The sequence below is a fragment of the Herpetosiphon gulosus genome (genome assembly GCF_039545135.1).
Lineage (GTDB): Bacteria > Chloroflexota > Chloroflexia > Chloroflexales > Herpetosiphonaceae > Herpetosiphon > Herpetosiphon gulosus.
The window spans coordinates 1-26359 of the sequence record NZ_BAABRU010000011.1 but is presented as its reverse complement, the minus strand read 5'-3'; the positions used below and the strand labels follow the sequence as shown (position 1 = coordinate 26359).

The window sequence follows — 26359 nt, the reverse complement described above, 5'->3', positions numbered from 1 at the left end:
GCTTATGTTTGCAGGATTAGATACCGAAAATTATGATCGTCAGTATGGCGACCGCGAATTAATGGGGCGCATGTTGAGCTATTTTCGTGCTCATCGGCGCACCGCATTTTGGACCATCACCCTAATTTGTGGCTTGGGCTTGCTCAATACCATCCCGCCATTTTTGGTAGCCCAAGCCGTTCAGCGGATTGGCGAAGCCAACCCTGATTGGAATTTTATCTGGTTGCTCGCCAGTGGTGGGGTGGTTTTTGGGGTGCTGCAATGGGCCATGGGCTGGTTGCGCCAACGCATGACCGCTCAAATTGTGGCCGATGTGATTAGCGCTTTACGCAATGATGCCTTTAACGCGGCCATTAGCCATGATTTATCGTTTTTTGATGAACTGCGTTCAGGCCGAATCATCAGCCGCATCACCTCGGATACCCAAGAATTTGCCCAAGTTTCACGCTTGATCATCGAAATCGTCAGCCAGGTGCTCACCGTAATTGCCTTGTTGATCTATTTGCTCAGCGTTTCAGTGCCGCTCAGCTTGGGCATTATTGGCTTCACCCCGATTGTGATTGGCTTGGCTTTGGGCTTTCGGCGGTTAGCGCGTTTTGTCACCCGCAAAGGCTTTCAGGTGCTGGGTGAGGTCAATAGCTCAATTCAAGAAGCTGTGACTGGGATTAGCATCGCCAAGAATTTTCGCCAAGAAGCCCGCATTTATGGCGAATTCAGCGAGATCAACCAACAATCGTATGGGGTCAATTTGCGGCGCGGCTTTGTGCTCTCAAATGTGTTTCCGACGCTGAACATTGTTTCTGGCTTTGGCACAGCGGCCTTAATTTATTGGGGCGGCTTGTCGGTGATCGATCTCACAATTAGCTTGGCGGCTTGGTATGTCTTTGTGCGCTCGGTTGATCTCTTTTGGTTTCCTTTGCTGAACATCTCGGCTTTTTGGAGCCAATTTCAGGCTGGCTTGGCGGCAGCTGAGCGAATTTTTGCCTTGATTGATGCTGAACATAGCGTCAAACAACACGATCAGCAAACTACCAAACGCTTGCGTGGCGAAATTGTGTTCGATCATGTTGAGTTCCGCTATGGGCGCAAAGAGCCTGTACTGAACGATTTTAGCCTGACGATTGCGCCAGGCGAGAGCATTGCCTTGGTCGGGCATACAGGTGCTGGCAAATCGAGTATCGCCAAATTGATCACCCGTTTCTACGAGTTTCAATCAGGCAAGATTACCGTTGATGGCCATGATATTCGCAGCTTGGATTTGCGCAGCTATCGCCAGCAATTGGGAATTGTGACCCAAACCCCGTTTTTGTTTGATGGCACAGTTGCCGATAACATTCGCTATGCAGCGCCCCAACTGAGCGATGCTGAGCTTGAAGCAGTTGCCAACCAAATTGGTGGCGGCGAATGGCTGGAAACCTTGCCCCAAGGCTTGCAATCGCACGTTGGCGAGCGCGGCAATAAACTCTCGCTTGGTCAACGCCAGTTGGTGGCCTTGACACGGGTCTTGGCGGCCCAACCAGCGATCTTTATTCTCGATGAAGCAACTGCCAGCATCGACCCATTTACTGAAACCCAAATTCAGCAAGCCATGGATTTGATTCTTTCGCGCTCGACAGCGATTTTGATTGCCCACCGCCTTTCAACCGTGCGCTCAGCCGATCGAATTATTGTGCTGAATCAAGGCCAAATTATCGAAGAAGGCAACCATGATCAGCTGATGCAGCAAGGCGGGCATTATGCCGATTTGTATGATACCTACTTCCGCCATCAATCGCTGAGCTACATCGAATCGCGTGGGGCAGCTCGCAGCGTTTAGCAACTATTTCGATTTGGGCTGCCCATTGCGACCAGACAGTGCTACAATTTTATAGGTATCTAGGAGGCTATGGTATGGCTTTGAACGAAGAACAACATTCAACATCAAGTAGCACGTTGGTCGCAGAATTGGCTAACTATGGCGTAGCTGCAACAGTTCGCACTGCTCTCACCAGCATAGTGGATACAGCACCAGGTGCAATGCTCTATCGCTTTAATCCAGCATATTTGGCCGAAGCGTTAGGGCTTTCGCGGCGGACGGGCCTACAATTGATGGCCGCAGCAGTGCGCGTTGGCTTATTTGACCTAAATTGGGAAGCCCGTTGCATTTATTGCGGCTATCAAGCTCATGCTTTTGATAAATTGACTCAAGCGCATTCACAACAATATTGTGCCATGTGCCGCGATAATTTCCCCGCCAAGCTCGATGAAGGCATTCATGTCACCTTCACAGTGGCGGCGCAGGTGCGCAGTTTGCCAGCAGGCATCGAGAATGCTCCATGGCGCGAAGAAGTTGATCAACGCTTGGGCGTAACAACCTCGCACGAATTATTGACCGTACAAGCCTTCCGCGATTTGTTTATCGACGAACCATTGCCCGATGGCGAAAGCTTCCAAATCAAATGGGCCGCCTTGATGTTCACCGATCTTGGTGGCTCAACCGCCTTATATGCGCGTAAAGGCGATCCACGGGCCTATAGCTTGGTGCGCGAACACTTCAACATCTTGTTTAATGTGGTCGATCAAGCAGGTGGCGCGGTGGTCAAAACCATTGGCGATGCAATTATGGCAGTGTTCGTTGATGGCGCGGCAGCGGTCAAGGCTGGCCAAAATGCCTTAGCAGCAATTGAGCAATTTAATATCGACCGTGAACTAGGCGATGATGAGCGTTTGACGCTCAAAGTTGGCGTGCATGCTGGGCCAACCCTCGCCGTAACATTAAACGATCGGCTGGATTACTTTGGCACAACGGTCAATGCGGCAGCACGAGTGCAATCGAGCGCCAATTATGCCGAGTTGGTGGTGACTCAGCAAGTGCTCGAAGCGCCAGGCGTGGCCGAAATTCTGCCTAGCGATTTGGTCAACGAAACCCTGATTTTGCGCGGCCTTGATGATTTGCCCTTCAACGTCGTGCGCTTCCACAACTAAATTAAGTTGATTCAACAACCATTCTCAGCAACTGAGGATGGTTGTTTGCTTAACATTGCTACAGCAACAAAAGCCAAATCAATAAAGCGGCTCCAATCACCACCCCGCCAACCACTAAACCAAGCATAAAGCCATTGTTTTGTTGGGGTTGGTTCCAAGGCAAGGGCGAACCACCAAGCGGATCGGCGGTTGGGGCAGCGGTTTTCCAAGTAGTCGAACTATTGGTGGTTTGAGGATTACCAAAATTGCTTTGAGGGTTGCCGAAATTGGTTTGGCCTTCAAGGATATCAGGAATACCATTGCCATCACGATCAACAAACACTTGCTTAAGTTGATCGTTGGCTCCATTTGTCAGATTGATCTGCTGTTGATTGAGATTGACTGCTTGAACCTTGCCAGGTTGATTGAAAATATCGGGCACGCCATCGCCATCGTGATCGCCCAACAAGCCCATGGTTTGTTGATAGAGTTGGCGATCCTCGGTGGACATTTCATCAACACTGCGATACTCACGACCATTGACAATCAAATTTGGCATAATCGGCTCCTAACTAGTCAACATTCGCACCAACACGCGCAAGCGATCATAGTCATCGCGCAACAACCGCGCTAATTCACGGCCTGCATACAATTCATATTCACGCCGATTGTCTTGTAGCGCTGCCGCATGGCGAATTGCCGTGCCCAGCAATTCATCAGCAATCGGCAAATTGGCATGCAACACCATGCGAAAGAAATCGCAATGCTGGGTAAAACGCTGCACTGTGTCATCATCGCATAAATGCACGCTGTAGTGCACAGTTGGCGGTTGCGGCGGCAGATAGTGAATAATCCGGCCTGCTCGCTCATAGCCAATCACCAAAGCACTCCACTCGGTTTGTAGCACCGCCGCTAGATCAGGATGTTCGCTATAAATTTGGCCATCGTAGAACTCGCTGCCATCGTAGCGCCGCCCACCACGCACCATGGCCTTGCCGCCAAGATCACGGCTGCCTGTGCGAATATCATAGACTAAGCCATAAATGCATAAATCGTTGTCATAGCAACCAGCCTTGATCAACGAGCCAAATGGCGGCGCATTCAATAATTCATAGGCTCCGGTTGTCCATTGGGTCGAGCTTGCTTCGATCACTTCACCAATTCGTTGTTCTGTCATATGCGTTGGGTATAGGCTATCGAGGATAGGCTATAGCTAAAAGAGTTAAACCCGCACTTGGGCTTTGGCATCTTGTTTTAATGATGAGCCATTGTTCAAACGGGCATGCCACAGCGCTTGCTCGATCATCTGGCGAAACACCCGGCGATCGCTTTCGCGCACCACGGCTTGCTCATGCGCTCGTGCTAAAGCCACCGGATAGCCACCACCACGATGCGCTTGATCATACGCTACTGCGTGAATCAAATCAACCCATTCGGGGCGTTGCGCCACCCATTCGGGCATCTCGATCCGTGCTAATTCAGCGCCAACATTTAAATAGAAGAAATAAATCGCGTGTTCGCCATATTCTTCAACATTAATTTTGGAGAGGCTTTTAAAAATCGCACTGCGTTGGCCGCTTTTCAGTCGTCCATAGCCAAACAACTTACTATCATTCAAACCAGGGTAAGGATCAACCGGATTTTCAGGCGGGCTAGGAGTTCCTTTACAGGCAATCAGTCGTGCTAAACCTGTTACATCGGGGGCTTTGGGGTTACTAATATACGAGCAGGTTGGCACATCGGCGGCTCGTAACGCCGCCAAGCCCTCAGCCAGATAGCGCTGCAAAAAATGCGAACGAACCCATGGATCAAGCCCACCCAGCGACCAACGAATCAGCGTTCCATCTTGCATTGCTACTAACGGCGCAACACTATTTTCAAGAATTTCTTGCGCTAATAGGGCTAAGGCAATCCCTTCACGAGTATCACGTTCGGCATGCACCAAGGCTCCGGCCATTTTATAACTACGGCCATCCTTGTCGTGCAAAAAGAGTTCATGATCATGATAATGTAAGGCTGGCACTGAGTAGAGTTTGGAAGCTGGCTGTTGACCATATTGAATCGTCACATAGCCCATATTAATCAAAAAACATTCAACCATCCAATGGCGATCAACATCAATCTGTGAGCCATCGACGGCTCCAATACAATAGCTTGTCGGGCAGCTTGGCAAATTGTAGAATTGATCCATGGGTTCAGTTGGGGCTGCCAGCAACCAAGGCCCACGCAAATAATTTTCATGGGTAAACCGTTGCCAGTGCTCCCAGCGATGGCTTTCTTCTTCCAAGCCACGCCAAGCAGCGCTGACTAGATGTTGCTGTTGATCGTTATTCTGGCGTAAATCGCCGCCCATTTGCTTAATTTGTTGGCCAACTTGATTAAAATCGAGTGGCATGCGGTGCTCCTCTGGTAGTTGGCTTGATCAAATATATACCTTCCCTCACCCCCGCCCCCTCTCCCACTGCGGCGGGAGAGGGGCTATCCAATGATCATGATGGGCTGGTTCCCCCTCGCCTCGCTGGGCGGGAGAGGGGGCTAGGGGGTGAGGGCATACAATTCCCCAGCCACTGACCCCTAACCCCGACCCTAGCACAACAATGTGTCAATATCTGTCACAAGCGGCCCATTTGGCGTTCTTTTTCGAGCACCCGCATCAACTCCCGTGCCAAGCGCACCGGATCATGGCGCAGTGGGTTGGCCGGATTGATCACGTTGGCGGTGCGAACACGAATTGGCAAATCTTGGGTTTGATCGAGTGGCACAATCGTGGTGCGGCCTTGCCATTCGGGCGCAAAACGATGGTTTTGGCGATCGTCGCTATTGGCCAAGGCCACGTCGAATACGTCGGGGCCAACATGCTCAACAAGGGCTTGTAAGTGGTCGCGCACCCCAAAATGGTCGGTTTCGCCTGGCTCGGTCGCCACATTGCAAACATACACTCGCACTGCCTGCACCGCCTCACGCATCGCTTGGTTGATTTCGCTGATCATCAAACTCGAAAGCAGGCTAGTGTACAAACTGCCCGGGCCGACGATAATCAAATCGGCCTCTTCGATCGCTTTGATCGCAGCGCGTACCGCCAACGCCCCATGTGGTTGGAGATAGACTCGTTTGATCCGCTGGCCACTTTTGGCGATGCGCGATTCACCGCTGATATGTTCGCCATTTTCCAATTCGGCCCATAACACCACATCATCAAGTGTGGCTGGCACAATTTGGCCACGCACCGCCAAGACTCGATTGGCCTCGCGCACGCCTTCGCCAAACGAGCCAGTCACCTCAGCCAAGGCAGTGATAAACAAATTGCCAAAGGTATGGCCTTCGAGGCTGCCAGCCTGAAAACGATGCTCAAACAAACGGGTCATCAATGGTTCAGCCTCGGCCAAGGCAGCCAAACAACGCCGAATATCGCCTGGTGGTAGAATGCCAAATTCTTGGCGAATGCGGCCTGAAGAGCCACCATCATCGGCAACCGCCACAATCGCCGTAATATTATCGGTATATTGTTTGAGGCCACTGAGCAAGGTCGAAAGCCCGTGACCGCCACCGATTGCCACGACTTTGGGGCCATGACGGGTGCGGCTACGGCCAATCAAGGTTTCAGCCAAATCGATCGGGGCGGTATTGCGCGGCAAGGCGGCGCTGAGCAATACCCGATTAAGATGGCGAAAAGCAAAGCCAGTGGCTGAAATCCCCACCAAACACAAAATGATCATGCGAATGGTGCGCGGCCAAAATTGCAGGGTCAAATAATAGAAAATCGCTGGTAACTCAACTGTGGTATACAGTTCACGCAAGCCAAAAGCCAGGCCCAAGGCCGAGAACATTAGGCCAAACAGCATTAATGCCAACCAACGCTTGACCCCAATTCCAACTTTGAGCCAACGACTATCCAATAATTTACGGGCAGATGCAGGTACAGATTGTTTCATAGTTTTCCAATTATAGGCCCAAATGGCGGCTAGAAGGGCACGATTTGGCGACGTAAATAATAGCTAAACCACATGCTCAGAACAAGTGGGTAACCCGCCATGAGGCTAACGCCGAAAAAAACAATTGAGCCATCAAAATCATAACGTATCAAAAGATAGCTGAGGTTGGTAATCAAAAATCCCATCGCCAATTGACTGAGCAGCCAAACCCAGGCCCAACGGGTTGGCCGCATTACCAAGGCAATCGGTCCAGCCACACAGCCAATTGGTGTGAGCATCGCCATCACCATATGCCGATAGTAGGTGGGATGCGGAATATTGGTAATTAGGCGTTGGCTGGGCGGCCAATTAAACACAATATAGGCCGACCAATAGCCGATCAACGCCGCCAAAACGACTGAACGCAACCGACAAACCGCAACTTTGCGTAACATCCAGCCCATGAGCCAGCCTAAGCCAGCAAAGAGCAAACATGCCAAAGCGATGCTGTCGAAACTCAAACGTTGTGAACCAAGTTGCCAAAGCACGGGCAGGTTTGATTGTTCAGTCAATTTGTCAATCAGAAAGATTGCCATCATGGCCCAAAAATCGCCCACAAACACCACTACGAACATATACCACCATAAACGCAGTTTGCCATAGCGCTCACCTAGCGTTTGAATTGATGGCACATGCAGATTTGGCAGGCTCTCAGACATAGACACAACCTCAGCGAATTGGCTCGGCAATCGTAATCAAGCGATGGCTCATTTCTAAATTACCTTCAACAATCACTTGATCGCCAATGCATGAAACTAGGGTCAGACGCTCTGAGCCAACGGGCAAAATATATTGCACTTGATCAGGCGTGACCCACACTTGCTCAGTCACCCGATAGCGATATTGACTGCCATCAGCACTATAAACCGTGATTGTCTCACCGATTGCCACATCCTTAACGCGGGCAAAGGGGGCTGGCACATTCGGCGCGTCCTTCCAGCGCAGCACATGGCCCCAAAACACTACATTTTCGCCTTGGCCCGGCTGAGCACTCAGGTTATACCAGCCTGCATCGTGCTTGGGTACAATCGGCACATTACGTTGATCCAAGCCCACCGAAACTGGCGCAAGATCTAGTCCAATCGCGTCGATCACCATACGTACAGGTTGGCTGGGAGCACTGCTGGCATCGGCGGTTGGCTGCGGCGCGGCGGTTGGCGGCGCATTTTGGTCGTTCAAGGTGGGCGTATCCAGCTCAACTGGCTTGCTGGTAACTTCGGGAGCAACGGTTTGGGTGGGCAAACGAGTCGGCGTAGCAGCAGGTGTTGCTACAATTGGATTCGTTGGCACAACACTTGCCACCACCGCTTGAGTAGTTGGCTCAAGGCTAGCAACCGCCGTTGCACTGGGATTGTTGGTCGTGCCACCACAGGCAACTAAACTACAACCGACGAAAACTAATAACATCCAACGCATGCCAGAAAACTCCTTGCTCAACAATCCATCCAATTGGCTTAGATTGCGTAAACTCTATTGTAATGTTTATTATGTAATATATTGCTTTAGCGAACGGCCAAATCCAGTTGCAAACCCTTTCATAATCGAGGTTATCGATGGCGCACAACTTCTATGCAACCTTACCCATTATCACCGATTTTGTCCAAATTACCGATGCCAATTGCTACCATCGCGTTCCTGACGATTGGGTTATTGTGGTGAGCGATATTGAGCAATCGACCAAGGCAATTGGCGAGGGGCGCTACAAAGATGTGAATTTTATTGGCGCTAGCACGATTGTGGCCTTGCTCAATTTGCAACCCAATCTCGATATCCCGTTTGTGTTCGGCGGCGATGGCGCAACCGTCTTATTGCCGCCATGGTTAGTTGAGCAAGCCAAACCAGCGCTACAAGCAGTGCAGCATTTGAGCGAATCGGCCTACAATTTGCATTTGCGGGTGGGCATTATGCCAGTCAGCGAAGTTTATGCCCATCGCTATCAGCTCGAAATTGCCAAATTCGCCGCCTCGGATAATTATGCCCAAGCGATGATCAACGGTGATGGGTTGACCTTCGTCGAACAAACGATCAAAGATCCCGTGGCAGGCGCAAAATATTTGTTAGATGCCAACCCAAGCGATCAGTCAGGGTTGCTCGATGGACTCGAATGTCGCTGGCAAGCAATTCCCAGCCGTTATGGCGAAACAGTTTCGCTCTTAGTTCGGGCCGAAGCCAACACCAGCGACCAGCGCAATGCGATCAATCGCCAAGTTATCGAGCAGATTGAGGCCATCTACGGCACTGGCGATTCGCATCACCCCGTCGATGTGCAACAACTAAGTTTAACCTTGCGGCTGAAAGATTTATGGGGCGAAGCTCGTTTGCGCGGCGGCTCCAGCAAACTGCAACAATTGCGCTATCTCAATAATATTTGGTGGCTGAATCTGCTCGGCAAATTGCTGTTGGCAACTGGAGCCAAAACCGAATTAACCGACTGGGCCGAATATCCCCAGATTTTGCAAGCTAGCACCGATTATCGCAAATACGATGCAATGCTGCGCATGGTGATTGCCGGAACGCCTGAACAACGCCAGCAACTTGAGCAATTTCTGAATGCTGAACGGGCGGCTGGACGACTTAACTATGGCCTGCATGTTTCCGATAGTGCCTTGATGACCTGTATCGTGTTTGAGCGCATGGGTCGCCAAGTGCATTTTATTGATGGCAACAACGGCGGCTATGCCAAAGCTGCTGATCAACTCAAACAGCAAAGCCATTATCTCGAACCACCTGTTACAACCAAAACTGTGTCACAGCCAAAAACAGGACTTTTGGGGGATACTTCATCACCATCGTGGGGGACATGCTGAGTATAATGGCTCCATTGCACTTTTTGGAGGCCGTATGCACATTTTATTGGTTGATGATAACCAAGATATTATTCGTTTGGTTCAACAGGTGTTGGCGCTCGAAGGCCATCGGGTTTCGATTGCCCGTGACGGGTTGGAAGCATTACAAAAAGTCGTTAGCCAACGCCCCGATGCAGTGATTCTTGATGTGAATATGCCGATGCTCGAAGGCACAGAAGTTTGCCGCCGCATCAAAATGAGCTATAGCATTCCGGTGATGATGCTGACCGTGCGCTCCGAACAGGTTGATTTTCAACGTGGAGCCGATGCAGGCGCAGATGCCTACCTCTCCAAACCCTTTGACATCCCCGTTTTCATCGAATACCTCAACACGATGCTACGACTACGCTATGGTAAAACTCACTAACAAGTCTAGCGGCTGGTAGGTTCTCGGGATTTAGACTGAGCCTATGTCAACATTCTGCCTGATGCTTGAGCATGCAGCGTTTCAGTATAGTGGTTGGAGATTGAATAACCGCCGGTAGCTCAACGCTCTGGCCTAGAATTGAGCCTCAAATTTATGAAACTCAACGTTTTACTCAAGCCATGGCGTGGCGATAAACGCTTCACGGCCATTGCTAAGTATGCCGCCGCCCTCAAAAAAAGCGGCTCCAAGGATTTGCAAATTGTAGCCCAAGTCGAGGCTGAATTTGGCAAGCCCACCGAATTAGCTCGGATCAATGAGCAGCCACAGCCCTACAAGGCCTATGGCCAAATTGGAGTTGATATTGAAGCCGCTGCTTTGGAGCAATTGCTGTTGGCCTTGCGCCTGCCAATTGCCGCCCAAGGAGCCTTGATGCCCGACGCTCATCCGGGCTTTGCTTTGCCGATTGGCGGGGTTTTTGCCGCTCACAATGCTGTCTCGCCCATGATGGTTGGGGTTGATATTGGCTGCCGCATGCATCTCACGATTTTTGCTGAAGCACCCATGGAAATCCAACGCCAGCATGAGCAATTATTTCGTGATTTGGCTGACGTGACGGTGTTTGGCTCAGGTGCGACCCGCAAACGTGGGCCAGATCATCCAATTTTAGGCATCAAACATTGGAATATCACCGCTCAAACCCGGAGCTTGCGCGAAAAAGCCATCGCCCAACTTGGCACGAGCGGCAGCGGCAACCACTTTGCCAATATCGTGGTTGGCGAACGAATTGGCGAAAACGATTTGCCCCGCCAATTTGTGGGCTTGCTGACCCATAGCGGCTCGCGTGGGGTTGGCTATGCTATTGCCAAGCACTATAGCAACATCGCCGTGCAAGAAACTGCGCGGCAAGCCAACGTGCCCAAAATGTACGAATGGCTCGATTTGGATAGCGAGGCCGGCCAAGAATATTGGGCCGCTATGGAATTAGCCGGAGCTTTTGCCCAAGCTAATCATGAAGTGATCCACCGCTTGTTTGCCCAACGCACCAAACTCCAACCAATTGCTACCATTCAAAATCACCATAATTTTGCTTGGCGCGAAGGCGATTTGATTGTGCATCGCAAGGGCGCAACGCCTGCTGGAGTCGGCGTGCGCGGGGTGATTCCAGGCAGCATGGCTTCGGCTTCGTATGTGGTTGAAGGCTTGGGCAACCCTGAAGCCTTGCATAGCGCCTCGCATGGAGCAGGCCGTTTGTTCAGCCGCTCCAAAGCTCGTGCCACGATCAGCCCAAGCGAAGCCAAAAAAGTCATCAAAGCACATGGTGTGCATGTCGAAGGCTGGAGCGTCGATGAATCGCCGTTGGCCTACAAAGACATCGAACGAGTGATGGAATTGCAACTTGAAGCCGATTTGATCAAACCCCTTGCCCGTATGAAACCAATCGCCGTGATTATGGCAGGCGAAGCAGGCCAAAACTAAGCAAGAGTTGTCCCAACCGTTTCCTCACCCTCAAACCCTCGCTCGCCGTAGTGGGCGAGGGGAGCCACAATCTTCTAAGGTTTACTTCTTACACTTCGAACCATGCCGACCTCACTTCATCAGCGAACGCCTCACCAGTTGCCATTTAGGGGATGCAGGGGATAAAAACACCCTGCATTCCCCGCCTTGAGGTGGAGCGGAGGAGTGGTGAACGAGGGGTCAGTGATCAGCAATTAGGGGTCAGGACGTAAGCACAACAATATTCTCAATTTCATCAGCAAACGTCTGAACATCACCAATTGCCATTTAGGGGGTGCAGGGGGATAAAAACACCCTGCGTTCCCCGCCTTGAGGCGGGGCGGAGGGGTGGTGAAAAAGAGACGATAAATCACCAACCTCCAGTTTAAGCCAATTTACCCAAGCCGTTTCCAACTACGACAATAAATAGTTTACAATACACCATCATGCAAGGATCGTAATCATAGAGCTAGAATAGGAACGTGGAATGCAAGCAAAACATGTGCTAGACCGCTTTAACTTGTGGCTAGAACAATCGGATAAAGTGCTTGAATACCTTGCCATTGACGATGCGATCAACCTTATGCTTGGATTCTATCGCGAAATTCGGATTGACGATTGTGATCTGGCTAACGATGGTGATATGTTGCTGTTTCAATGGGGGCTTGAACCAAACGGTTTGAACCCAAGCTTTCGCTATAATTTGACCCGCCATTTGGTGGTTGAGAAAACCTATGTCGATGATGACGGCGAATGGATCGACGATTCGGTTAAGCAGCTTTCGCTGACCTTTCGCTATATTTCAAATTTGAAATTAACTAGTTTGAATCACGGCAATCAGTGGTGTTTGCATCCCGAAGAGCTTGAGCAGTTTGAAAACTTGTTGCGCAGCCACCCCGCCACGCTGGCCGTCAAACATCTGCATGCCCAATCGATCGACCTCAGTTTTAAACATATCGAGTAATTTGACAAGCAGATCAGCCATCGGCTATACTTGATTCTACAGTTTATTCCGACTAAATTGTTTTAATTGAGGCAGCGATGGTTGATCTGATTTTTGGGTGTTTGCAACTCGTGCTTGGTGGTGGCCTGCTGATCGGCAGTTTTAAGCTGACGCGCCAAATCAAGCCTCGTTCAACCACCAGCCTCAAGCAAGACATCGTGCGCCAGCAACTCCTCGCCCAACGCGCCAAACTTCAATAATCTCACTCCGCTCATCTCCACAGCTCACGCTTCCAAATTCAACCATGCTCAAGCATTAGCGTTGACACCTGCCGCTATTTGCAGTACATTCGTGCTAATCGATCGTTTAAATCAGAGGAGATCAAATGCACGGAGTTCTGTTCGATTCGTTTCAGCACAATCGCTGGGCAACCGCATTGTTATTGCAAACATGTAGCCAGCTTTCCGAGGAGCAACTTGCCACAACCGTGGTGGGCAGCTACGGGAATATTATCGCCACCTTCAATCATATCATCCGCGCTGATGCCCGCTATCTGCAACATCTTTCAGGCAAAGCCCCTGATTGGCTGATCAACCGCGAAGAGACCAGCGATTTTGCACGGCTACAGGCCTGGGCTGAACAGGCTGCCACCAATTGGGCCGAATTTCTGGCTATGCCATTCGATGCTGAGCAAATGGTGACCCTCGTAACAGGCGATTATGAAATTCATGGCGGAGCCTTGATCGCTCAAGCGCTGCACCATAGCAACATCCACCGTGAACAAATTTGTGCAATTCTCACATCGTTGGGAATCGAGCCGCCCGATCTTCAGCCATGGGCCTATGCTCATGAAACTGGCCGAGGCCATAACCGCGAGATCAACGCATAAGTTTAGAATATATGATTAGCAATGGAGTAGTGCCCTCACCCCCTAGCCCCCTCTCCCGCACGCGAGCGAGGGGGAATCGATGCAGCAGTGCTCCTCTCTCCCACCGCTAAGGGGTCGGGGGTGAGGGAATATCTACCTTCTCAGCAAATTCAGTAGCATTTTGGGCTGGCCCCAACGCCACAAACAACCCAACCATAGGCCAACAATCGCCAGTTTCAACCCAATCAATGGCCAACTCAAACTCAAGGGTAGCCAACTAGCCAAGGCAACACAAGCCATCGTCAAGCCCAGCCAACCCAGCACCGCCTTAACATCAAAATCAATCGGATAGCGTTTTTGAGCCGCGCGATACACCAACCACGCCGCGATCAGTTGATCGCCTGCTGCTGCGATTGCCGCCCCAACCAAGCCCAACCATGGCACGAGCACAATCGCCAAACCAACATTCAAAAGCGCAGTCAATAAGCTGGTTTGGCCTAAAACAGTGGTCGTTTTAGTGATTGTCAGGCCGGTTGCCGCCACCGTCAACAAGCCGATCGCCATTAAATTTAGCGCATACCAGCCAACCGCTGGCGCTGCTGGCAGATAATCGCCTGTGGTCAAAAGCCGCAGCAATTCGGGGGCGAATAAGCCTAAGCCAGTTGTGGCAGCGCCCATCAACATCGTATAGCTCGTTAAATATTGACGATAATTGGCGTTCGCGTTAGGGGTGTTGGCAATCGACAGGCTATAGGGCAACCAAGCCTGATTGGCGGCGCTAATCACAATCCACACGATAAAACTAATTTTGGTCGCCGCTGCATACTGGCCAATTTGCTCCAACGAGCCAAAATGCAGCAAAATCTGGCGATTGATCAAGGTCATCGCCACAAAATAGATCGAGCGTGGCAAGAATCCCAAGCCTTTGCCCAACAAAGTTCGCAGCAAACGCCAATCGGGCCAGCCCAGTTGCCCACGCATTTGGAGGGTCAAGCCGAGCGCCAGCAAACTATCAACCACCAGCATCGCCCCAAAATAAGCACTCAAACGTTGGCTACTTTGCAACATCCAGCCAATTGTCAATAACGCGGTCACGGCTACTCGCAGCACCGTCAGACCAAATAAACGTAGCGCTTTGCTCTCTTGGCGCAGGGTTGTGAACCACAAACTGATGATGCCGTTGGCAAGCTGTCCCCATAAACCAAGCCGCAAGGCCAAAATCGTTTGGGCATCGCTACGTTGCAGCAATTGCAGCGCCAAATAGGGCGCAAGCAAATGGCCAATCCATGCGATGAACAAGCCCAAAAGTAGCCGTGCTACCCAGAGCGAGCCAACTAAGCGCCGCCGCTCAATCGTGGCTTCATGAAAATACAGGGCTAAGGCAAAATCGCTGCCGAGCGTCACCAACTCTATCGCAAACAAACCGACAAGGCTAATCAAATCGACGCTGCCATACAATTCAGGGCTGAGCAAGCGCGTGATCAAAGGCAGCAGCAATGCCCCAATCATTTTGGTTGCCACCCCAGTTAGGGCATACAGCGCCGTATCTTTGAGCAAGCGACGACTCACGGGCTATGTTCCAACAAACGCCAGCGTTCAGCCAAACCAGGATGCTCAGGCTCAAGTTTAGCCGCATTGGCATAGACTTCACGGGCAGCATCAAATAATTGCAATTCGCGCAGGGTATCGCCCAGCACTAAATAATAATCAGCCTGTGGATCAAGCGTAATCAACATTTCAAGCGACGATTGTGCAGCCGACCAATCGCCAAGCGCCCGTTGTTGCAAGCCCAAATAATACCAAGCCAAACTATTGGTCGGCGAAATTGTGGTAACTTGCTGCCAATCGGCAATCGCCTGTTGCGGCAAATTTTGGCGCTCGTAGCTCTCGGCGCGACGGCTGAGCCACTGAGCATCATCGGGAAAGATGGCAATTGCCTGATTCGCCAGTTGTTCGACTGCCTGCCAATCAGGCTGATCGTTGGCATAACGCCGCAGCCAATAACGCTCTTCCCAAATTTCGCGATCACGCGGGTCGAGGGTCAACAGCAGCTGATAATAACCCTCAGCCTGCGCCAAATCACCAGCCATACGTCGATCAAACGCCAAGCGCTGCAAGGCCAAACGCGGATTTTCAAGCTGTTGCAACGTGGTTTGAGCGGCCTGAGCATCGCCAAGCTGGAGTTGCAGCAAAGCCAAGGCCAAACGCGCCGCTTGGCTGGTTGGCTCATGCTCTAAGGCTGCTTGATAGGCTTGTAGGGCTGTGGGCTGATCATCATTCCACTCTGCCAACCAGCCCGCCAAAAAGGCCGCCCGACCAGAATTAGGCAACAATGGCCGTAGTTGGCTCAATAATTGGTTGGCAGTTGCTGGATCGGCGGTCCAACGCAAACCAACCACATAATCCAAAGCCCGATCAAGCGTGTTGCTGGTTTGCCAGCGGTCGAGCGCGGCACTGTTCTGGCCTTGTTGCCACAATTGCCAAGCCTGCTCGGCGGATTCTTGTGGCTCAATGGCAGGCAAATCGCTGGCTGGCGCTTGAATCGTGCCAGCCTCAAACCGAAACTGGCGATCTTGGCGCAACGAGCCATGCCATTGAGCTTGCTGATTGGCTTGATTGATGATTACGCTGATCGGCTGGCCCAAGGTTCCAGCTTGCTTGAACCAAGTTAATTGATAAGGCTGGCTTTGAATATTTGGCAAATAGCGCAAGCGAATCGTGCGGGTTTGGCCGGGGTAGAGCAACATATACCAACCAACGCTGGTAAATTGGCCTTCCTGCGTGAGATCCGGCGGCGTATCTGCTCCCTCTAATTGCAGCGGAATTGCATTAATCGGCAAATAAGCCCGAGCATAATCACCATAACAGCCTGGAATGCGCTGCTGCACCGCCAACTTAACGTTGTAACAATAGCCATAAACCGCGTGTTTGCTCAAATCGGCTCGCCAATCGTCGTAGCGGTTGGTATAGGTGATCGTGAGCGTGTTGGTTAATGGGCGGGCTTGGGCATCAAGTTGCACTTCAAGCTGCATGCGTTGTTCAATAAAATTCTGGCCGTCGCTATAGGATAGATCAGCATCAACTAAGCCCAGTACATCGTGTTCAACCACTGGCATCGCGCCCGCCCAACCATTGGTCAACATCAAGGATTGGCTTGGTTGATCGTTAAAATAGATGCTAAGATGGCGTTGTTGCAAGGCTTGCTGCAAACTTGCGCCAATCCCCAGCCATTGGCTAAAACTGGCATGTCGAGTAGTTTCCAAGGTGCTGTTGAACAAGGCCGCCAAAAATTGTTTATCGCCAGTAACGCTGCGCCCATCGTACAGCCCAAAAATTTGCTCAAGGCTCTCGGCTTGGCTGATTTGGCCGTAGCCTGCGATCTCCAACGGTGCTAAAACCTGAATCAAGCCCTGCAAGGCATAGAGATCGAGTGCGATGACTGCATCAACCTCAGGTTGTTGGTTTAATTGCCAAAATGTTTGCAAACTTTGAGCCGAGGTCGGCCAATCGGGCCACCAATTGGCATCACGCAGAGTCCAGATTGAGGCTCGTAAATAATCGTTGTAGGGCTTGGGTATGGCTGAACCAGTCGGCGCAACCGCTGCAAAATCAGCACTATTAAAGTAGGCCATGGTGCGAATTTGACCTTGCTCGATTGTGAGCGTCGCAATACTGCCAATAAAACCGCCGCTTGGCCGCAACTCCAACGGATTTTGACCAGCAATCAACAAGTGTAGCGGTTTTTGCCAGCCCCAACCAGTTTCAACCAACGGCCAAGCTTGTTCAAGCAAGCCAAGGCTGGTTTGGGCTGAGGTTAATTGTTGATCAAGCTGAGCTAATTGGATTTGATAGTTGCGCAAAAATGGTGCTGTTTGGATGTTGCTGGGCACTGTTTGCCAAGTTTGTTGCAATTGACTCAGATCAGTTTGTAACCCAAGCCAATGTGGTGGATTAGCACTCAGCCAATCGAGCAACGCCTTGGTTCGTTGGCTGGCTGGCAGATCGAGCATAGCAATTATTGGATTAAATTGTTGACAATAACCTTGGGCTAAATCTGCTGCTTGTTGGGCAGCATCACTAGCAGCGGGCAGCGCACCTAGCCAAGTATTGCTCCGGCGCAAAATGGGGTGCAACGGCAAACTCAATCGGCGAAACCACACGATATTGCTGTGAGTTGCAGCTAACTCACTGCAAAAAGCTTGGGCTTGGCTAGATTGCAACGGTCGGGTTTGCAATAGGTTGTGCAGAGTTTGGCTTTGATCAGCGATTCGATAGCTAAACCAGGCCATCAGTCCTAACCACAATCCCAATAATGCCAAGCCAAACAGGAAAAAACGCCGCAAGCGGCGCTTCCCCGAAACTTTATTAGTTGGTGGTGGCTTACTTGCTGCGCTCATGGCTGGCCATCTCATAGGCGGCTTCCGAACGATCAAGCGAAGGATCATGCAAATCCAACGGAGCTGGCTCGCTCATACTTGGCACTGGCTGATGATCATCTTTGCGATTCCAAAAGCGGCGGCCACGGTTGGAATTATGGTGCTGATCGTAGTAGTAGGTATAGTAAACACCATAGCCCTCGGAGCGCGGATCAAGCTTATTGAAGACTAAGCCAATCACTCGCCCACCGACAGTTTGCACCGCAGCCCGACACTTGACCAGCATATCGCGGCGGGTGCGCTTGGCCTCAGCCACCAAGACCACACCATCAACCCGTGGAATTAGCGCGATTGGGTCGGTCACGGTCAAAATTGGCGGTGTATCGAATAAAATCCAATCGTATTCTTGCTGCAACAGCCAAATTAGCATTTCCATGCGCTTGCTGCTGAGCAATTCCGAGGGGTTGGGTGGCAATGGCCCACTGGGGATCAGCGACAAATTTTCGGCAACTGAAAGCACTGTCCGCTCGCGAATCGTCGGATCTTCGTTGTTGGTCAGCAAATTGGTCAGGCCATACTCGCTGCTAACTTCAAACACGCGGTGCATCATTGGCTTGCGCAAATCGGCATCAATCAAGACGACTTTTTGGCCTGCTTGTGCCAAAACCCAAGCCAAATTGGCCGCCACTGTGCTTTTGCCTTCTTCAGGCTGGCTGCTGGTGACAATCAATGTGCGAGCTTTGGTATCAACATTCGAAAACTGCAAATTTGTGCGCAAGGTGCGAAAGGTTTCGGCAGTTGGTGAACGTGGATCAAGCCGCGAAACCAAGCGTTGCGAAGCCTTGGTCACCTTGGTATCTTGCTTAACAATCGCTGCCAACAACGGCGCATTGACCAAATCCACGCCTTCATCAGGGGTTTGCACGCTATCATCGAAATATTCGAGCAGTAAGGCCAAACCAAACACCAAAGCAAAGCCCAAAATTCCCGCCAGAATTGCGCTGCGAATTGGCCGTGGGGCAATTGGAGTTGGATTGACGGTCGCTGATTCGACCACACTGATCGAATTGGCGCGATTGCCCAATGCCGTGCTGTAGAGCGTGCTTAGGGTTTGGCGATTTTGATTTTGGCTCTGTTGTTTGAGTTGTAAATTGGCAATCAACGATTCAGCAGCTGGTTTTTCGGCTCCAATTTGCTCAATTTCGGCTTTGAGGCTTTTAATTTCCTCGTCGGTACGGGTAATTTCCTCGTTGAGCGTAGCAATTTGGCGATTCACTTCATCGAGCAATTTGGCCTCAGCGCTCTGTGGCCCTGCCGGACTAGTCAAAATCAGTTGGTCGGCAATCGCATTAGCAATATCGGCAGCCTGCTGCGGATCATTGGCTTCAACCGCAATATCCAAGAACTCAGTTTCTTGGACGGGGCGGGTGGTGATGATCGCCGAACTTGCCATATCGCTCAAATTTAAGCGCTGCTCAACCGCCTGCATGGTTGTACGGCTTTGAGCGATTTGGGCATAGGTTGCTACCAAGCGCTCACTCGCCACCAAACTACCATAATCGGGATTACTATTTTTGAGGGTTTGGCCAACAATCACACGGGTGCTACTAGCATAGCGCGGCGTTTGTTGGCTGCTAATGGCATAGGCCGCGCCTGCAGCGACAACTGGCCCTAGCACTAAAAGCCAGAGCCAGCGACGTAAACCAGTTATATAGCGACGGATGATATTCATCGATTATGCAACGCTACGGCGGCGACTAACCATCAACAACAAACCGCCAGTAATTGCCATGCCCAGACCAAGCCAGAAAATCCATGAAGCTTGATTTGGCGCACTGGTATCGGGCAAACCTGCTGGTGGATTACGATCAACCGCGATTGCTACAGGATTGCTGGTAGTGCTTGATGAACCACCGCTACCATCGCTGGCGACTGCTTCGGCGATGTTGATGCCTTGTTGACCGCTGACCGTGCCAGCCCGAATCTTGGTGGTAATTGCAATCGTGACGCTTTCGCCAGCCGCCAAATCGCCAACTGTAACCTTAACATCTTGGCCAGTGGTTGCAGTGCTACCCTTACTGGTTTGCACGCTGACAACTTCCAAGAAATCGAGAATGCGGTCGTTGACTACGACATTTGGCGCAGTTGAACCACCAGTGTTGCGCACCACAATTTTAAAGGTAATTAAATCGCCAACTTTGCCACTAGCTGGGCTAGCCGACTTTTCAACCACCAATCTTGAGCCTGCTGGCACTGGAGTTGGGCTAGGCGTAGGCGTACCTTCGCCACCAATCGTCACCGTAACCACATTGCTTGAGGAGCTTGAACCACTGGCCGTATTGACAAACGCCACATTTTGGCCGATTGTGCCAGGCGCTGTGCCAGCCCGTACCCGCGTGGTAATCGTCAAACTTACCGATTCACCACTGGCCAATGTACCAACATCGGCGCGAACTTCTTGGCCGCTAAAGCTAGCAGTGCCTTTGCTGCTGCTTGCTCCAACTACTTCCAAGAAATTAACCACGCTATCGGTAATCACAACATTAGTTTGGGTTTGCGGTTGATCATTCGTAACATTAATTGAAAACGTCACCGTATCGCCGGGCAAGGCATTGCTTGGGCTAACAGCTTTGGTAATCGGCAGGTCAAAATCGGGGGTTGGGGTTGGCCCTGCGGTTTGACCATAGGCACGCCATGCGCCATCAAAGCCAAATAGCGCCAAACCCAAGCCAAGTACACAGAAAATCGTTCCCAGTACCCGCGTAAGGCGTTTGTGCATGGCTTGCTCCTTCTAAGCTATATCGAGGAAAAATGGCTACAAAAAAGGTTTTGATTAAAGCGATCATAGCGCTTTAGAATGAGCTTAAAGCCCAATATCCGTTTGATCGCCAAACTCTGAACTATCGATGAGCATACCACGCGCCATCAAACGCTGTCAAACCCTTTTGTGGGAAAAGTGCCGATTCTGTGGGGGATTTTTAGCGGGATTAAGCCAATCCGACCAACCAAAATCAGGCTGGTCGGATTGGTGTTGATTTACTTGCGGCGGAAGAAGCCCCGTTTCGGCTTCTTTTGTTCTTCCAACTCATTGCGCAACGCACTAAAGTCGGCAGGAGCGATTGGCTGTGATGCTCGGCGTTCACCCAAATCAAGTACTGGATCACTGCTGACAGGCACATCCATCCCGCCTAACCAATCGGGTAAAGGTTCTTCAACCCCAAAATCGCTTGGTGGCGGCATCGTCAAATCGTTAGCATTCTCGCCTTCTTCGCGCAGCCAATCGGGAATCGCGTTGGGTTCTTCGCGTTCAGGCAGCATTTGGGCAGGCGCAGGCGCAGGGTCAGGAATTCGCGTGAGCGCAGGAGCCATTTCAAACGGCAGCGGTTGATCATCATATTGGGGCGCATAGGGATTAAGCCCATCGACCACACCCAATTGATTGAGCCATTGCCATTGTTGATTGCGGCTTGGGATATCGCTATTGCGTTGAGCCAAAGGCCGTGGGCGGGCATCAATTACCAAGCCCAATGCACTTCCAGTAATCGCCGCCAAACCGGTTTCGACGACTTCGCCTGGTAAATTTGCTCCAATTTGCACCTGTTTGGTTGGACGCAGCCGTAAGGTAGCGCGTTTGCCCAATGCCAATGGCAAGCGTCGAATCTCGCCATGGTGAATTTGCATGATGATCGGAGCACCGCTGACTGGCACAAGCTCGACTTCCGCCACCAAATCGCCTAAGCGCAACGAGCTATTGATCGCCAAATAGCTGGCTAAAGCGCCATTACGCAATACATCCTGTTCGAGCAAACAAAAACTTGCATCGGGATATTTCCAGGCAGTTGCGCCACACAAGGCTAGCAAACCATCACGATCAAGGTAAATATCGCTAATCAGCAAACTGCGATCACGATATTGTTGTAAACGCCCAAAATCCAGCCCATCCACGATGCTCAACAAAGCTTGAGCAGGATGCATGGTGTGGGTCAGTGCGCCACCAGTTGCAATAATCAAATCGCTGGCCAATTGCGGTTGTTCATCAAACAAATCTTTCGAAACAACGCGCAGGGCTTCGCGCACCAAGGCCTGCTCAATCAACAAACTTTCGCGGTCGATCGGCACAATTTGCGGGCGAATCAGCCGATTGAGCATATGTTCGCGCAAAGCTGAATCGCTCATTTCAAACGGCAGCCAACGGGTGATATTACCAACTCCAGCCCGATCGACTAAGCCTGCAATCCCATAGGCCGTACCACAATTAGTTTCGACGGTAAGATGCAATTGTGTACCGTCTGAGGCATAGCCAGCGCTGGTCATCGCACCAATATCAACAATCAAGGTATTACGGCCATGATGTTTGGCGATAAAGCGCACCAATGGCCCAAACCCATCGCTAGTACAACGAATCATATCGCTGCTCATCGCCCGCAAACGGTTGAAACTGGGCATTTTTGGCAGCACCCGATCATTATAAGAACGAATTAACTCCAAACGGGCTGGCATTAATTGCTCAATCCCAATCGCTGGACGCACATTGGCAGTTGAGGTAATTGGCGCAATCGTTGAAAGGGCATCCTCGATGCCAACGTAGGCCGCCGTATTGCCTGCAAAAATTACGTGGGCAAATTCACGCGAGTTAATTTGTTCGCGGCGCAAAACCGTAAAGCCCAACATGTGCGCCAAACGCTCAAGTGGCGCGGCATTACCACCATCGATGCCACCAGCCATCAACACCGTTGCGGCGGGCAAGCGCACCAAATTGGCCAATTGATAATCGATCCAACTTTCGCCCTCGGCCAAATCGGGGTCGCCATATTCATCAAGGGTTACCATATCAAGCACAGTCGTATAGCTTGAACGCGCTACCCGCCGCAAACTAGCGCCAGTCGTATCATTCGAGATTGCGGCTAAGACAATCGGTAACGTGCCAGCAGCGCTGGTGGTTACGACCATGCCATCAACGCCCGAACCATCGGCGCGATGCGGAGTCATCAAGCCATCGACATGGGCAATCGCCCGAAAGGTCAATTGCTCAATTTCGCGAATTGCGATCAAAATACCTTGCCATGCATCAGTAATTGGTGGCTCTAGGGTTGAGAGCGCTTGGGCACGACCCAACAAGCGATACTCGCCGGCAACCAGTTCGAGCAACGCCACATGGGTAAACAATGTGCCAATATCAACGACAAGCAGTGCAGCAGGATCAGCGGTCGTCATATCAATCCTTTCGCAACCCCTAAGAGATCACGCCTATTTGCCGCAGCAAAAACTGGATTCGATCAATCAAGGCTGATTGATAGGTGATCAGCGTAGCGGCAAAGACCGCCCCCAAACTGAGCAAGAGCCACATCCGACCAACTTTTGCCACCAAGGTGGGTTTTAAGGTTTCACTATGATCAGCAGCATCAGGCGTGGCAGCCTTACTAAAGCGAAACGACAGCAACACAAGCACAATCCCAATCACCAGAACGAGTTTGCCAATTGCTGCCCCTAAATCGCTACCATCGGTAAAACTTGTCACTGAAAAGAACGATGCTTGTAATTGTGGCAGGAGCGTGCCTAAAAGTGTGCCAGCAATTGCCACGGCGGCGGCCACCCCAAACAACAGCGCCAACGGAAGATTTGCCAACCAAGAGAATTGTTGGGTACGCAAACGGGTCAATAAGAGCACCCCAATCAACACTGGAACGATAAATAGGGCTGCACCAACGCTATCGGGGTTATCGAGCATATCACCGCTTGGCACAATAAAAACCGTCGTAACCACCACAGTTAAGGTATAGCCAAGCGCTAAACCAACAAACAAATATTGGCTGAATCGAAATAGTGGATTTTCGCCAAAAGCACGGCTGAGCACAATTAAGCTCAAGCCAAAGGCGATCCAAGGGCCAAGCGTTGTCACTAGCTATTCCTCTTTCCACGGATACGCCGTTGCAACTGAAGCGCCCCACCAACCAACACCACCACAATTGTTGTGATCATGCCCAAACTGAGGGCGGTGATCGCGCCATTGGTATTTGTGGCACTCGAACGTAAGGCCATATATTGTTGTTCGCCAACCAAACCAGCCGCCGTATAAATCGCCGCTGGCGTGCCATTGACATTCACATCAACATAAGGCTGGATTTGGGGTAAGACTTCATTGGTGGTTAAAATTGCGACTGGCAGAGCTGGCTCACGTGACCAGAATTGCTCCATCCAGCGTTGGACATCGCCTGGTTCATCAGCAACCACGATCAACAAATCGAGATCCTTGGTGGTAGTAATTCGTGGGCGATCAAGCTGATTATTCGAATTGAGCTTCGACATAATCCGCAACAGATTGACATCAGCGCCCTCACGATTTTTCAAGAGGTCGGCAATTGCACTACGCAAATTACTGCCAAGTTGGGCAATCCCAATTTCATTACCTTTGATCCAGCCAAGGTTCAAGTATTCAGCACCTTCGCCAGTGTAGCCTGTATTCAGATCAATAATGGGAAACTGAGCTGCGCGTTGGCTTGCCAGCAAACTACCTTCGGTATCAGTCGAAAGCAATAACATTGGCACCTTACGCTCAATTAGATGTTGGGAAATTGCTTGTTCCAACGGCCCTAACTCGGCGTTATGGCGCAAATCACCTTCATAGGCAATCAGCACCCGACTTTCGGGGTTGAGCGTTTCAACATAATTGTAGAGATCGCTGGTGTTACCGCCAATCGTTAAGGCTTGGGTATTGATCGCCAAGAGATTCGGCACGAGTAAGCCAACCAGCAAACTTATAATCATCAAGCTGGCCACAATCCGCTGCGTGCCGATGCGCTGCCACCATGGTGCAAGCACCACAACCGGAGCCTCGGCAGGCTCTGGCAGCGGTTTCGTCACCAATTCTTGCAACAAATGCATGGCCGAAACCCGCTCGGGCGTTCGGTTAAGCAATGCTGGCGGATCTGCATCAATCAAGCGGCGCGTGGTTGGGCTGGTTGTGGCAATCGCAGCTTCTGGTTCCCCCAACACCCGCAACCAATCGGCAGATTCAGCTACAGCCGGATCAACTTCTTGCTCAACAACTGGGCTGGGTTCCTCTAACTTAACTGTTTGGCGTAACCACGCAGGCAAATCAACGCTACCCAACAAGGTATCATCTTGAGTCGCTTGGGCTGGCTCGTCATCCAACAGCCATGAAGGCGAGCTACTTGGAATAATCGGAGCCGCAGGGGCCGTTTTTGCCGGAATTTCAATATCTAAATCATCGCGCAACCATGCCGGAATATTGGAACCTTCTGGATCATAACTTGGGGTTGCAGGAGCTACAGGTTCGGGTTTGGTTGGGGCAGGCACAATCGGCGTTACATCATCTTGAAGCCAAGCTGGTACATTACCCGCAGGGCTATCCAATTTGGTAGTCGGTAGATCTTCTTGCAACCACGAAGGAAGTCCCGCAACCTGATTATCGAGCTTAACAGTTGGCGCATCTTCATGCAACCAATTGGTTGCATCAACGGGCGCTGGGGCTGCTGGTGAAGCTGCTTCCAAATCAGCTTTGAGCCATGCCGGAACATTATCGCTAGCATCCTCAGGATCAAGCCGCACGGTCGAGCCAGCTTGAGGCAACTCACTTGCATCGGCTTGCAACCACGCTGGAATATCGCCACTCGCTGCCGGAGCCGCTGGCGGCGCTACATCCAAATCGGCTTTGAGCCATGCCGGAATATCATCACCTGCACTTGCTACTGGCGGCGTGGGTGGCGATGATTCAGCTTGCAGCCACGACGGCACATCGCCACTCGCTGCCGGAGCCGCTGGCGGCGCTACATCTAAATCGGCTTTGAGCCATGCCGGAACATTATCGCTGGCATCCTCTGGATCAAGTCGCACCGTTGGGCTTGCTTGGGGCAACTCACCCGCATCCGCTTGTAGCCATGCTGGAATATTGCCACTCGCTGCTGGAGCTGCTGGCGGCGTAACATCCAAATCACCACGCAACCACGCTGGTACATCATCGCCGGCGCTTGCTACGGGCGGTGTGGGTGGTGCTGATTCAGCTTGCATCCACGACGGCACATCACTACTCGCTGCCGGAACTGCTGGCGGTGCAGCATCCAAATCGCCGCGCAACCACGCTGGTACATCATCGCCGGCGCTTGCTACGGGCGGTGCGGGTGGTGCTGATTCAGCTTGCATCCACGACGGCACATCGCCACTTGCTGCCGGAGCTACTGGCGGCGCAGCATCTAAATCGCCGCGCAACCACGCTGGTACATCATCGCCGGCGCTTGCTACGGGCGGTGTGGATGGTGCTGATTCGGCTTGTAGCCACGCTGGAATATCACCACTCGCTGCCGGAGTTGCTGGCGGCGCAGCATCTAAATCACCACGCAACCACGCTGGCACATCATCGCCGACATTTGCGGCGGCTGGGGCTGGTGGCGATGATTCAGCTTGCATCCACGCTGGAATATCACCACTCGCTGCCGGAGTTGCTGGCGGCGCAGCATCTAAATCACCACGCAACCACGCTGGCACATCATCGCCGACATTTGCGGCGGCTGGGGCTGGTGGCGATGATTCAGCT

The 26359-nt window shown here is 51.4% G+C and carries 20 protein-coding genes and 1 pseudogene; 8 read left to right on the top strand and 13 right to left on the bottom strand.

The features are described 5' to 3' along the window. Window positions 1–4 precede the first annotated feature (4 nt). On the top strand, window positions 5–1816 hold the full coding sequence (locus ABEB26_RS15565) for an ABC transporter ATP-binding protein (protein WP_345722959.1): 1812 nt from the start codon (window positions 5–7) through the stop codon (window positions 1814–1816). A 74-nt stretch (window positions 1817–1890) separates the two neighbouring features. Continuing rightward, window positions 1891–2964, top strand: a complete 1074-nt coding sequence (locus ABEB26_RS15560; protein ID WP_345722958.1) for an adenylate/guanylate cyclase domain-containing protein — start codon at window positions 1891–1893, stop codon at window positions 2962–2964. Window positions 2965–3022: 58 nt separating this feature from the next. Here the strand turns inward: ABEB26_RS15560 and ABEB26_RS15555 are convergent, their stop codons facing one another. The 6 genes from ABEB26_RS15555 to ABEB26_RS15530 form a co-directional block, all read right to left on the bottom strand. Next, window positions 3023–3502 carry a hypothetical protein gene (locus ABEB26_RS15555; protein ID WP_345722957.1) on the bottom strand — a complete coding sequence of 160 codons (480 nt, stop codon included), beginning with the start codon at window positions 3500–3502 and terminating at the stop codon, window positions 3023–3025. 9 nt (window positions 3503–3511) lie between these two features. Beyond that, window positions 3512–4120 (bottom strand): hypothetical protein, encoded by a 609-nt coding sequence (locus ABEB26_RS15550; protein ID WP_345722956.1) that lies wholly within the window; start codon window positions 4118–4120, stop codon window positions 3512–3514. 45 nt (window positions 4121–4165) lie between these two features. Then, entirely contained in the window at window positions 4166–5338 is a 1173-nt protein-coding gene (locus tag ABEB26_RS15545; RefSeq protein WP_345722954.1) for a DNA double-strand break repair nuclease NurA, read from the bottom strand. A gap of 217 nt (window positions 5339–5555) precedes the next feature. Further along, window positions 5556–6875 (bottom strand): gluconeogenesis factor YvcK family protein, encoded by a 1320-nt coding sequence (locus ABEB26_RS15540; RefSeq protein WP_345722953.1) that lies wholly within the window; start codon window positions 6873–6875, stop codon window positions 5556–5558. A gap of 29 nt (window positions 6876–6904) precedes the next feature. Further along, a complete protein-coding gene (locus tag ABEB26_RS15535; protein ID WP_345722952.1) occupies window positions 6905–7573 on the bottom strand; it encodes a hypothetical protein in 669 nt (222 codons plus the stop codon). 10 nt (window positions 7574–7583) lie between these two features. After that, window positions 7584–8330 carry a class F sortase gene (locus ABEB26_RS15530; protein WP_345722950.1) on the bottom strand — a complete coding sequence of 249 codons (747 nt, stop codon included), beginning with the start codon at window positions 8328–8330 and terminating at the stop codon, window positions 7584–7586. Window positions 8331–8467: 137 nt separating this feature from the next. Between ABEB26_RS15530 and ABEB26_RS15525 the strand changes: the two genes are divergently transcribed. The 6 genes from ABEB26_RS15525 (at window position 8468) to ABEB26_RS15500 (ending at window position 13453) form a co-directional block, all read left to right on the top strand. Beyond that, window positions 8468–9721: a DUF3095 domain-containing protein gene (locus ABEB26_RS15525; RefSeq protein WP_345722949.1), complete on the top strand. Its 1254-nt coding sequence runs from the start codon at window positions 8468–8470 to the stop codon at window positions 9719–9721. 34 nt (window positions 9722–9755) lie between these two features. After that, window positions 9756–10127 carry a response regulator transcription factor gene (locus ABEB26_RS15520; protein ID WP_345722947.1) on the top strand — a complete coding sequence of 124 codons (372 nt, stop codon included), beginning with the start codon at window positions 9756–9758 and terminating at the stop codon, window positions 10125–10127. Between the two features lie 153 nt (window positions 10128–10280). Beyond that, complete coding sequence (locus ABEB26_RS15515; protein ID WP_345722946.1) at window positions 10281–11603, top strand: RtcB family protein; 1323 nt, start codon at window positions 10281–10283, stop codon at window positions 11601–11603. A gap of 505 nt (window positions 11604–12108) precedes the next feature. Then, window positions 12109–12585, top strand: a complete 477-nt coding sequence (locus ABEB26_RS15510) for a hypothetical protein (RefSeq protein WP_345722945.1) — start codon at window positions 12109–12111, stop codon at window positions 12583–12585. 77 nt (window positions 12586–12662) lie between these two features. After that, window positions 12663–12824 (top strand): hypothetical protein, encoded by a 162-nt coding sequence (locus ABEB26_RS15505; protein WP_345722944.1) that lies wholly within the window; start codon window positions 12663–12665, stop codon window positions 12822–12824. Window positions 12825–12949: 125 nt separating this feature from the next. Continuing rightward, window positions 12950–13453, top strand: a complete 504-nt coding sequence (locus tag ABEB26_RS15500) for a DinB family protein (RefSeq protein WP_345722943.1) — start codon at window positions 12950–12952, stop codon at window positions 13451–13453. 132 nt (window positions 13454–13585) lie between these two features. Here the strand turns inward: ABEB26_RS15500 and ABEB26_RS15495 are convergent, their stop codons facing one another. The 7 genes and pseudogenes from ABEB26_RS15495 to ABEB26_RS15465 all read right to left on the bottom strand — a co-directional run. Continuing rightward, complete coding sequence (locus ABEB26_RS15495; protein WP_345722942.1) at window positions 13586–15001, bottom strand: oligosaccharide flippase family protein; 1416 nt, start codon at window positions 14999–15001, stop codon at window positions 13586–13588. Beyond that, a complete protein-coding gene (locus tag ABEB26_RS15490) occupies window positions 14998–17829 on the bottom strand; it encodes a DUF4012 domain-containing protein (protein ID WP_345722941.1) in 2832 nt (943 codons plus the stop codon). Before ABEB26_RS15490 ends, ABEB26_RS15495 begins: the two co-directional genes overlap by 4 nt. Further along, on the bottom strand, window positions 17813–19540 hold the full coding sequence (locus ABEB26_RS15485) for a tyrosine-protein kinase domain-containing protein (RefSeq protein WP_345722940.1): 1728 nt from the start codon (window positions 19538–19540) through the stop codon (window positions 17813–17815). The genes ABEB26_RS15490 and ABEB26_RS15485 overlap by 17 nt, the downstream gene beginning before the upstream one ends. A 3-nt stretch (window positions 19541–19543) precedes the next feature. Then, a complete protein-coding gene (locus ABEB26_RS15480; protein ID WP_345722939.1) occupies window positions 19544–20587 on the bottom strand; it encodes a DUF11 domain-containing protein in 1044 nt (347 codons plus the stop codon). Between the two features lie 257 nt (window positions 20588–20844). Beyond that, complete coding sequence (locus ABEB26_RS15475; protein WP_345722938.1) at window positions 20845–23022, bottom strand: glutamate mutase L; 2178 nt, start codon at window positions 23020–23022, stop codon at window positions 20845–20847. Window positions 23023–23041: 19 nt separating this feature from the next. Then, window positions 23042–23707: a hypothetical protein gene (locus ABEB26_RS15470; protein WP_345722936.1), complete on the bottom strand. Its 666-nt coding sequence runs from the start codon at window positions 23705–23707 to the stop codon at window positions 23042–23044. Next, window positions 23707–26359, bottom strand: a pseudogene (locus ABEB26_RS15465) (hypothetical protein); the annotation flags it as partial. The pseudogene ABEB26_RS15465 and the gene ABEB26_RS15470, both read right to left, overlap by 1 nt.

What these genes read in the sequence shown, in the direction of transcription:
- ABEB26_RS15490 (WP_345722941.1), bottom strand. Translation starts at nt 17,829, where the DNA reads ATGAGCGCAGCAAGTAAGCCACCACCAACTAATAAAGTTTCGGGGAAG.
- ABEB26_RS15530 (WP_345722950.1), bottom strand. Translation starts at nt 8,330, where the DNA reads ATGCGTTGGATGTTATTAGTTTTCGTCGGTTGTAGTTTAGTTGCCTGT.
- ABEB26_RS15550 (WP_345722956.1), bottom strand. Translation starts at nt 4,120, where the DNA reads ATGACAGAACAACGAATTGGTGAAGTGATCGAAGCAAGCTCGACCCAA.
- ABEB26_RS15510 (WP_345722945.1), top strand. Translation starts at nt 12,109, where the DNA reads ATGCAAGCAAAACATGTGCTAGACCGCTTTAACTTGTGGCTAGAACAA.
- ABEB26_RS15520 (WP_345722947.1), top strand. Translation starts at nt 9,756, where the DNA reads ATGCACATTTTATTGGTTGATGATAACCAAGATATTATTCGTTTGGTT.
- ABEB26_RS15475 (WP_345722938.1), bottom strand. Translation starts at nt 23,022, where the DNA reads ATGACGACCGCTGATCCTGCTGCACTGCTTGTCGTTGATATTGGCACA.
- ABEB26_RS15565 (WP_345722959.1), top strand. Translation starts at nt 5, where the DNA reads ATGTTTGCAGGATTAGATACCGAAAATTATGATCGTCAGTATGGCGAC.
- ABEB26_RS15515 (WP_345722946.1), top strand. Translation starts at nt 10,281, where the DNA reads ATGAAACTCAACGTTTTACTCAAGCCATGGCGTGGCGATAAACGCTTC.
- ABEB26_RS15560 (WP_345722958.1), top strand. Translation starts at nt 1,891, where the DNA reads ATGGCTTTGAACGAAGAACAACATTCAACATCAAGTAGCACGTTGGTC.
- ABEB26_RS15535 (WP_345722952.1), bottom strand. Translation starts at nt 7,573, where the DNA reads ATGTCTGAGAGCCTGCCAAATCTGCATGTGCCATCAATTCAAACGCTA.
- ABEB26_RS15555 (WP_345722957.1), bottom strand. Translation starts at nt 3,502, where the DNA reads ATGCCAAATTTGATTGTCAATGGTCGTGAGTATCGCAGTGTTGATGAA.
- ABEB26_RS15525 (WP_345722949.1), top strand. Translation starts at nt 8,468, where the DNA reads ATGGCGCACAACTTCTATGCAACCTTACCCATTATCACCGATTTTGTC.
- ABEB26_RS15485 (WP_345722940.1), bottom strand. Translation starts at nt 19,540, where the DNA reads ATGAATATCATCCGTCGCTATATAACTGGTTTACGTCGCTGGCTCTGG.
- ABEB26_RS15545 (WP_345722954.1), bottom strand. Translation starts at nt 5,338, where the DNA reads ATGCCACTCGATTTTAATCAAGTTGGCCAACAAATTAAGCAAATGGGC.
- ABEB26_RS15480 (WP_345722939.1), bottom strand. Translation starts at nt 20,587, where the DNA reads ATGCACAAACGCCTTACGCGGGTACTGGGAACGATTTTCTGTGTACTT.
- ABEB26_RS15505 (WP_345722944.1), top strand. Translation starts at nt 12,663, where the DNA reads ATGGTTGATCTGATTTTTGGGTGTTTGCAACTCGTGCTTGGTGGTGGC.
- ABEB26_RS15540 (WP_345722953.1), bottom strand. Translation starts at nt 6,875, where the DNA reads ATGAAACAATCTGTACCTGCATCTGCCCGTAAATTATTGGATAGTCGT.
- ABEB26_RS15500 (WP_345722943.1), top strand. Translation starts at nt 12,950, where the DNA reads ATGCACGGAGTTCTGTTCGATTCGTTTCAGCACAATCGCTGGGCAACC.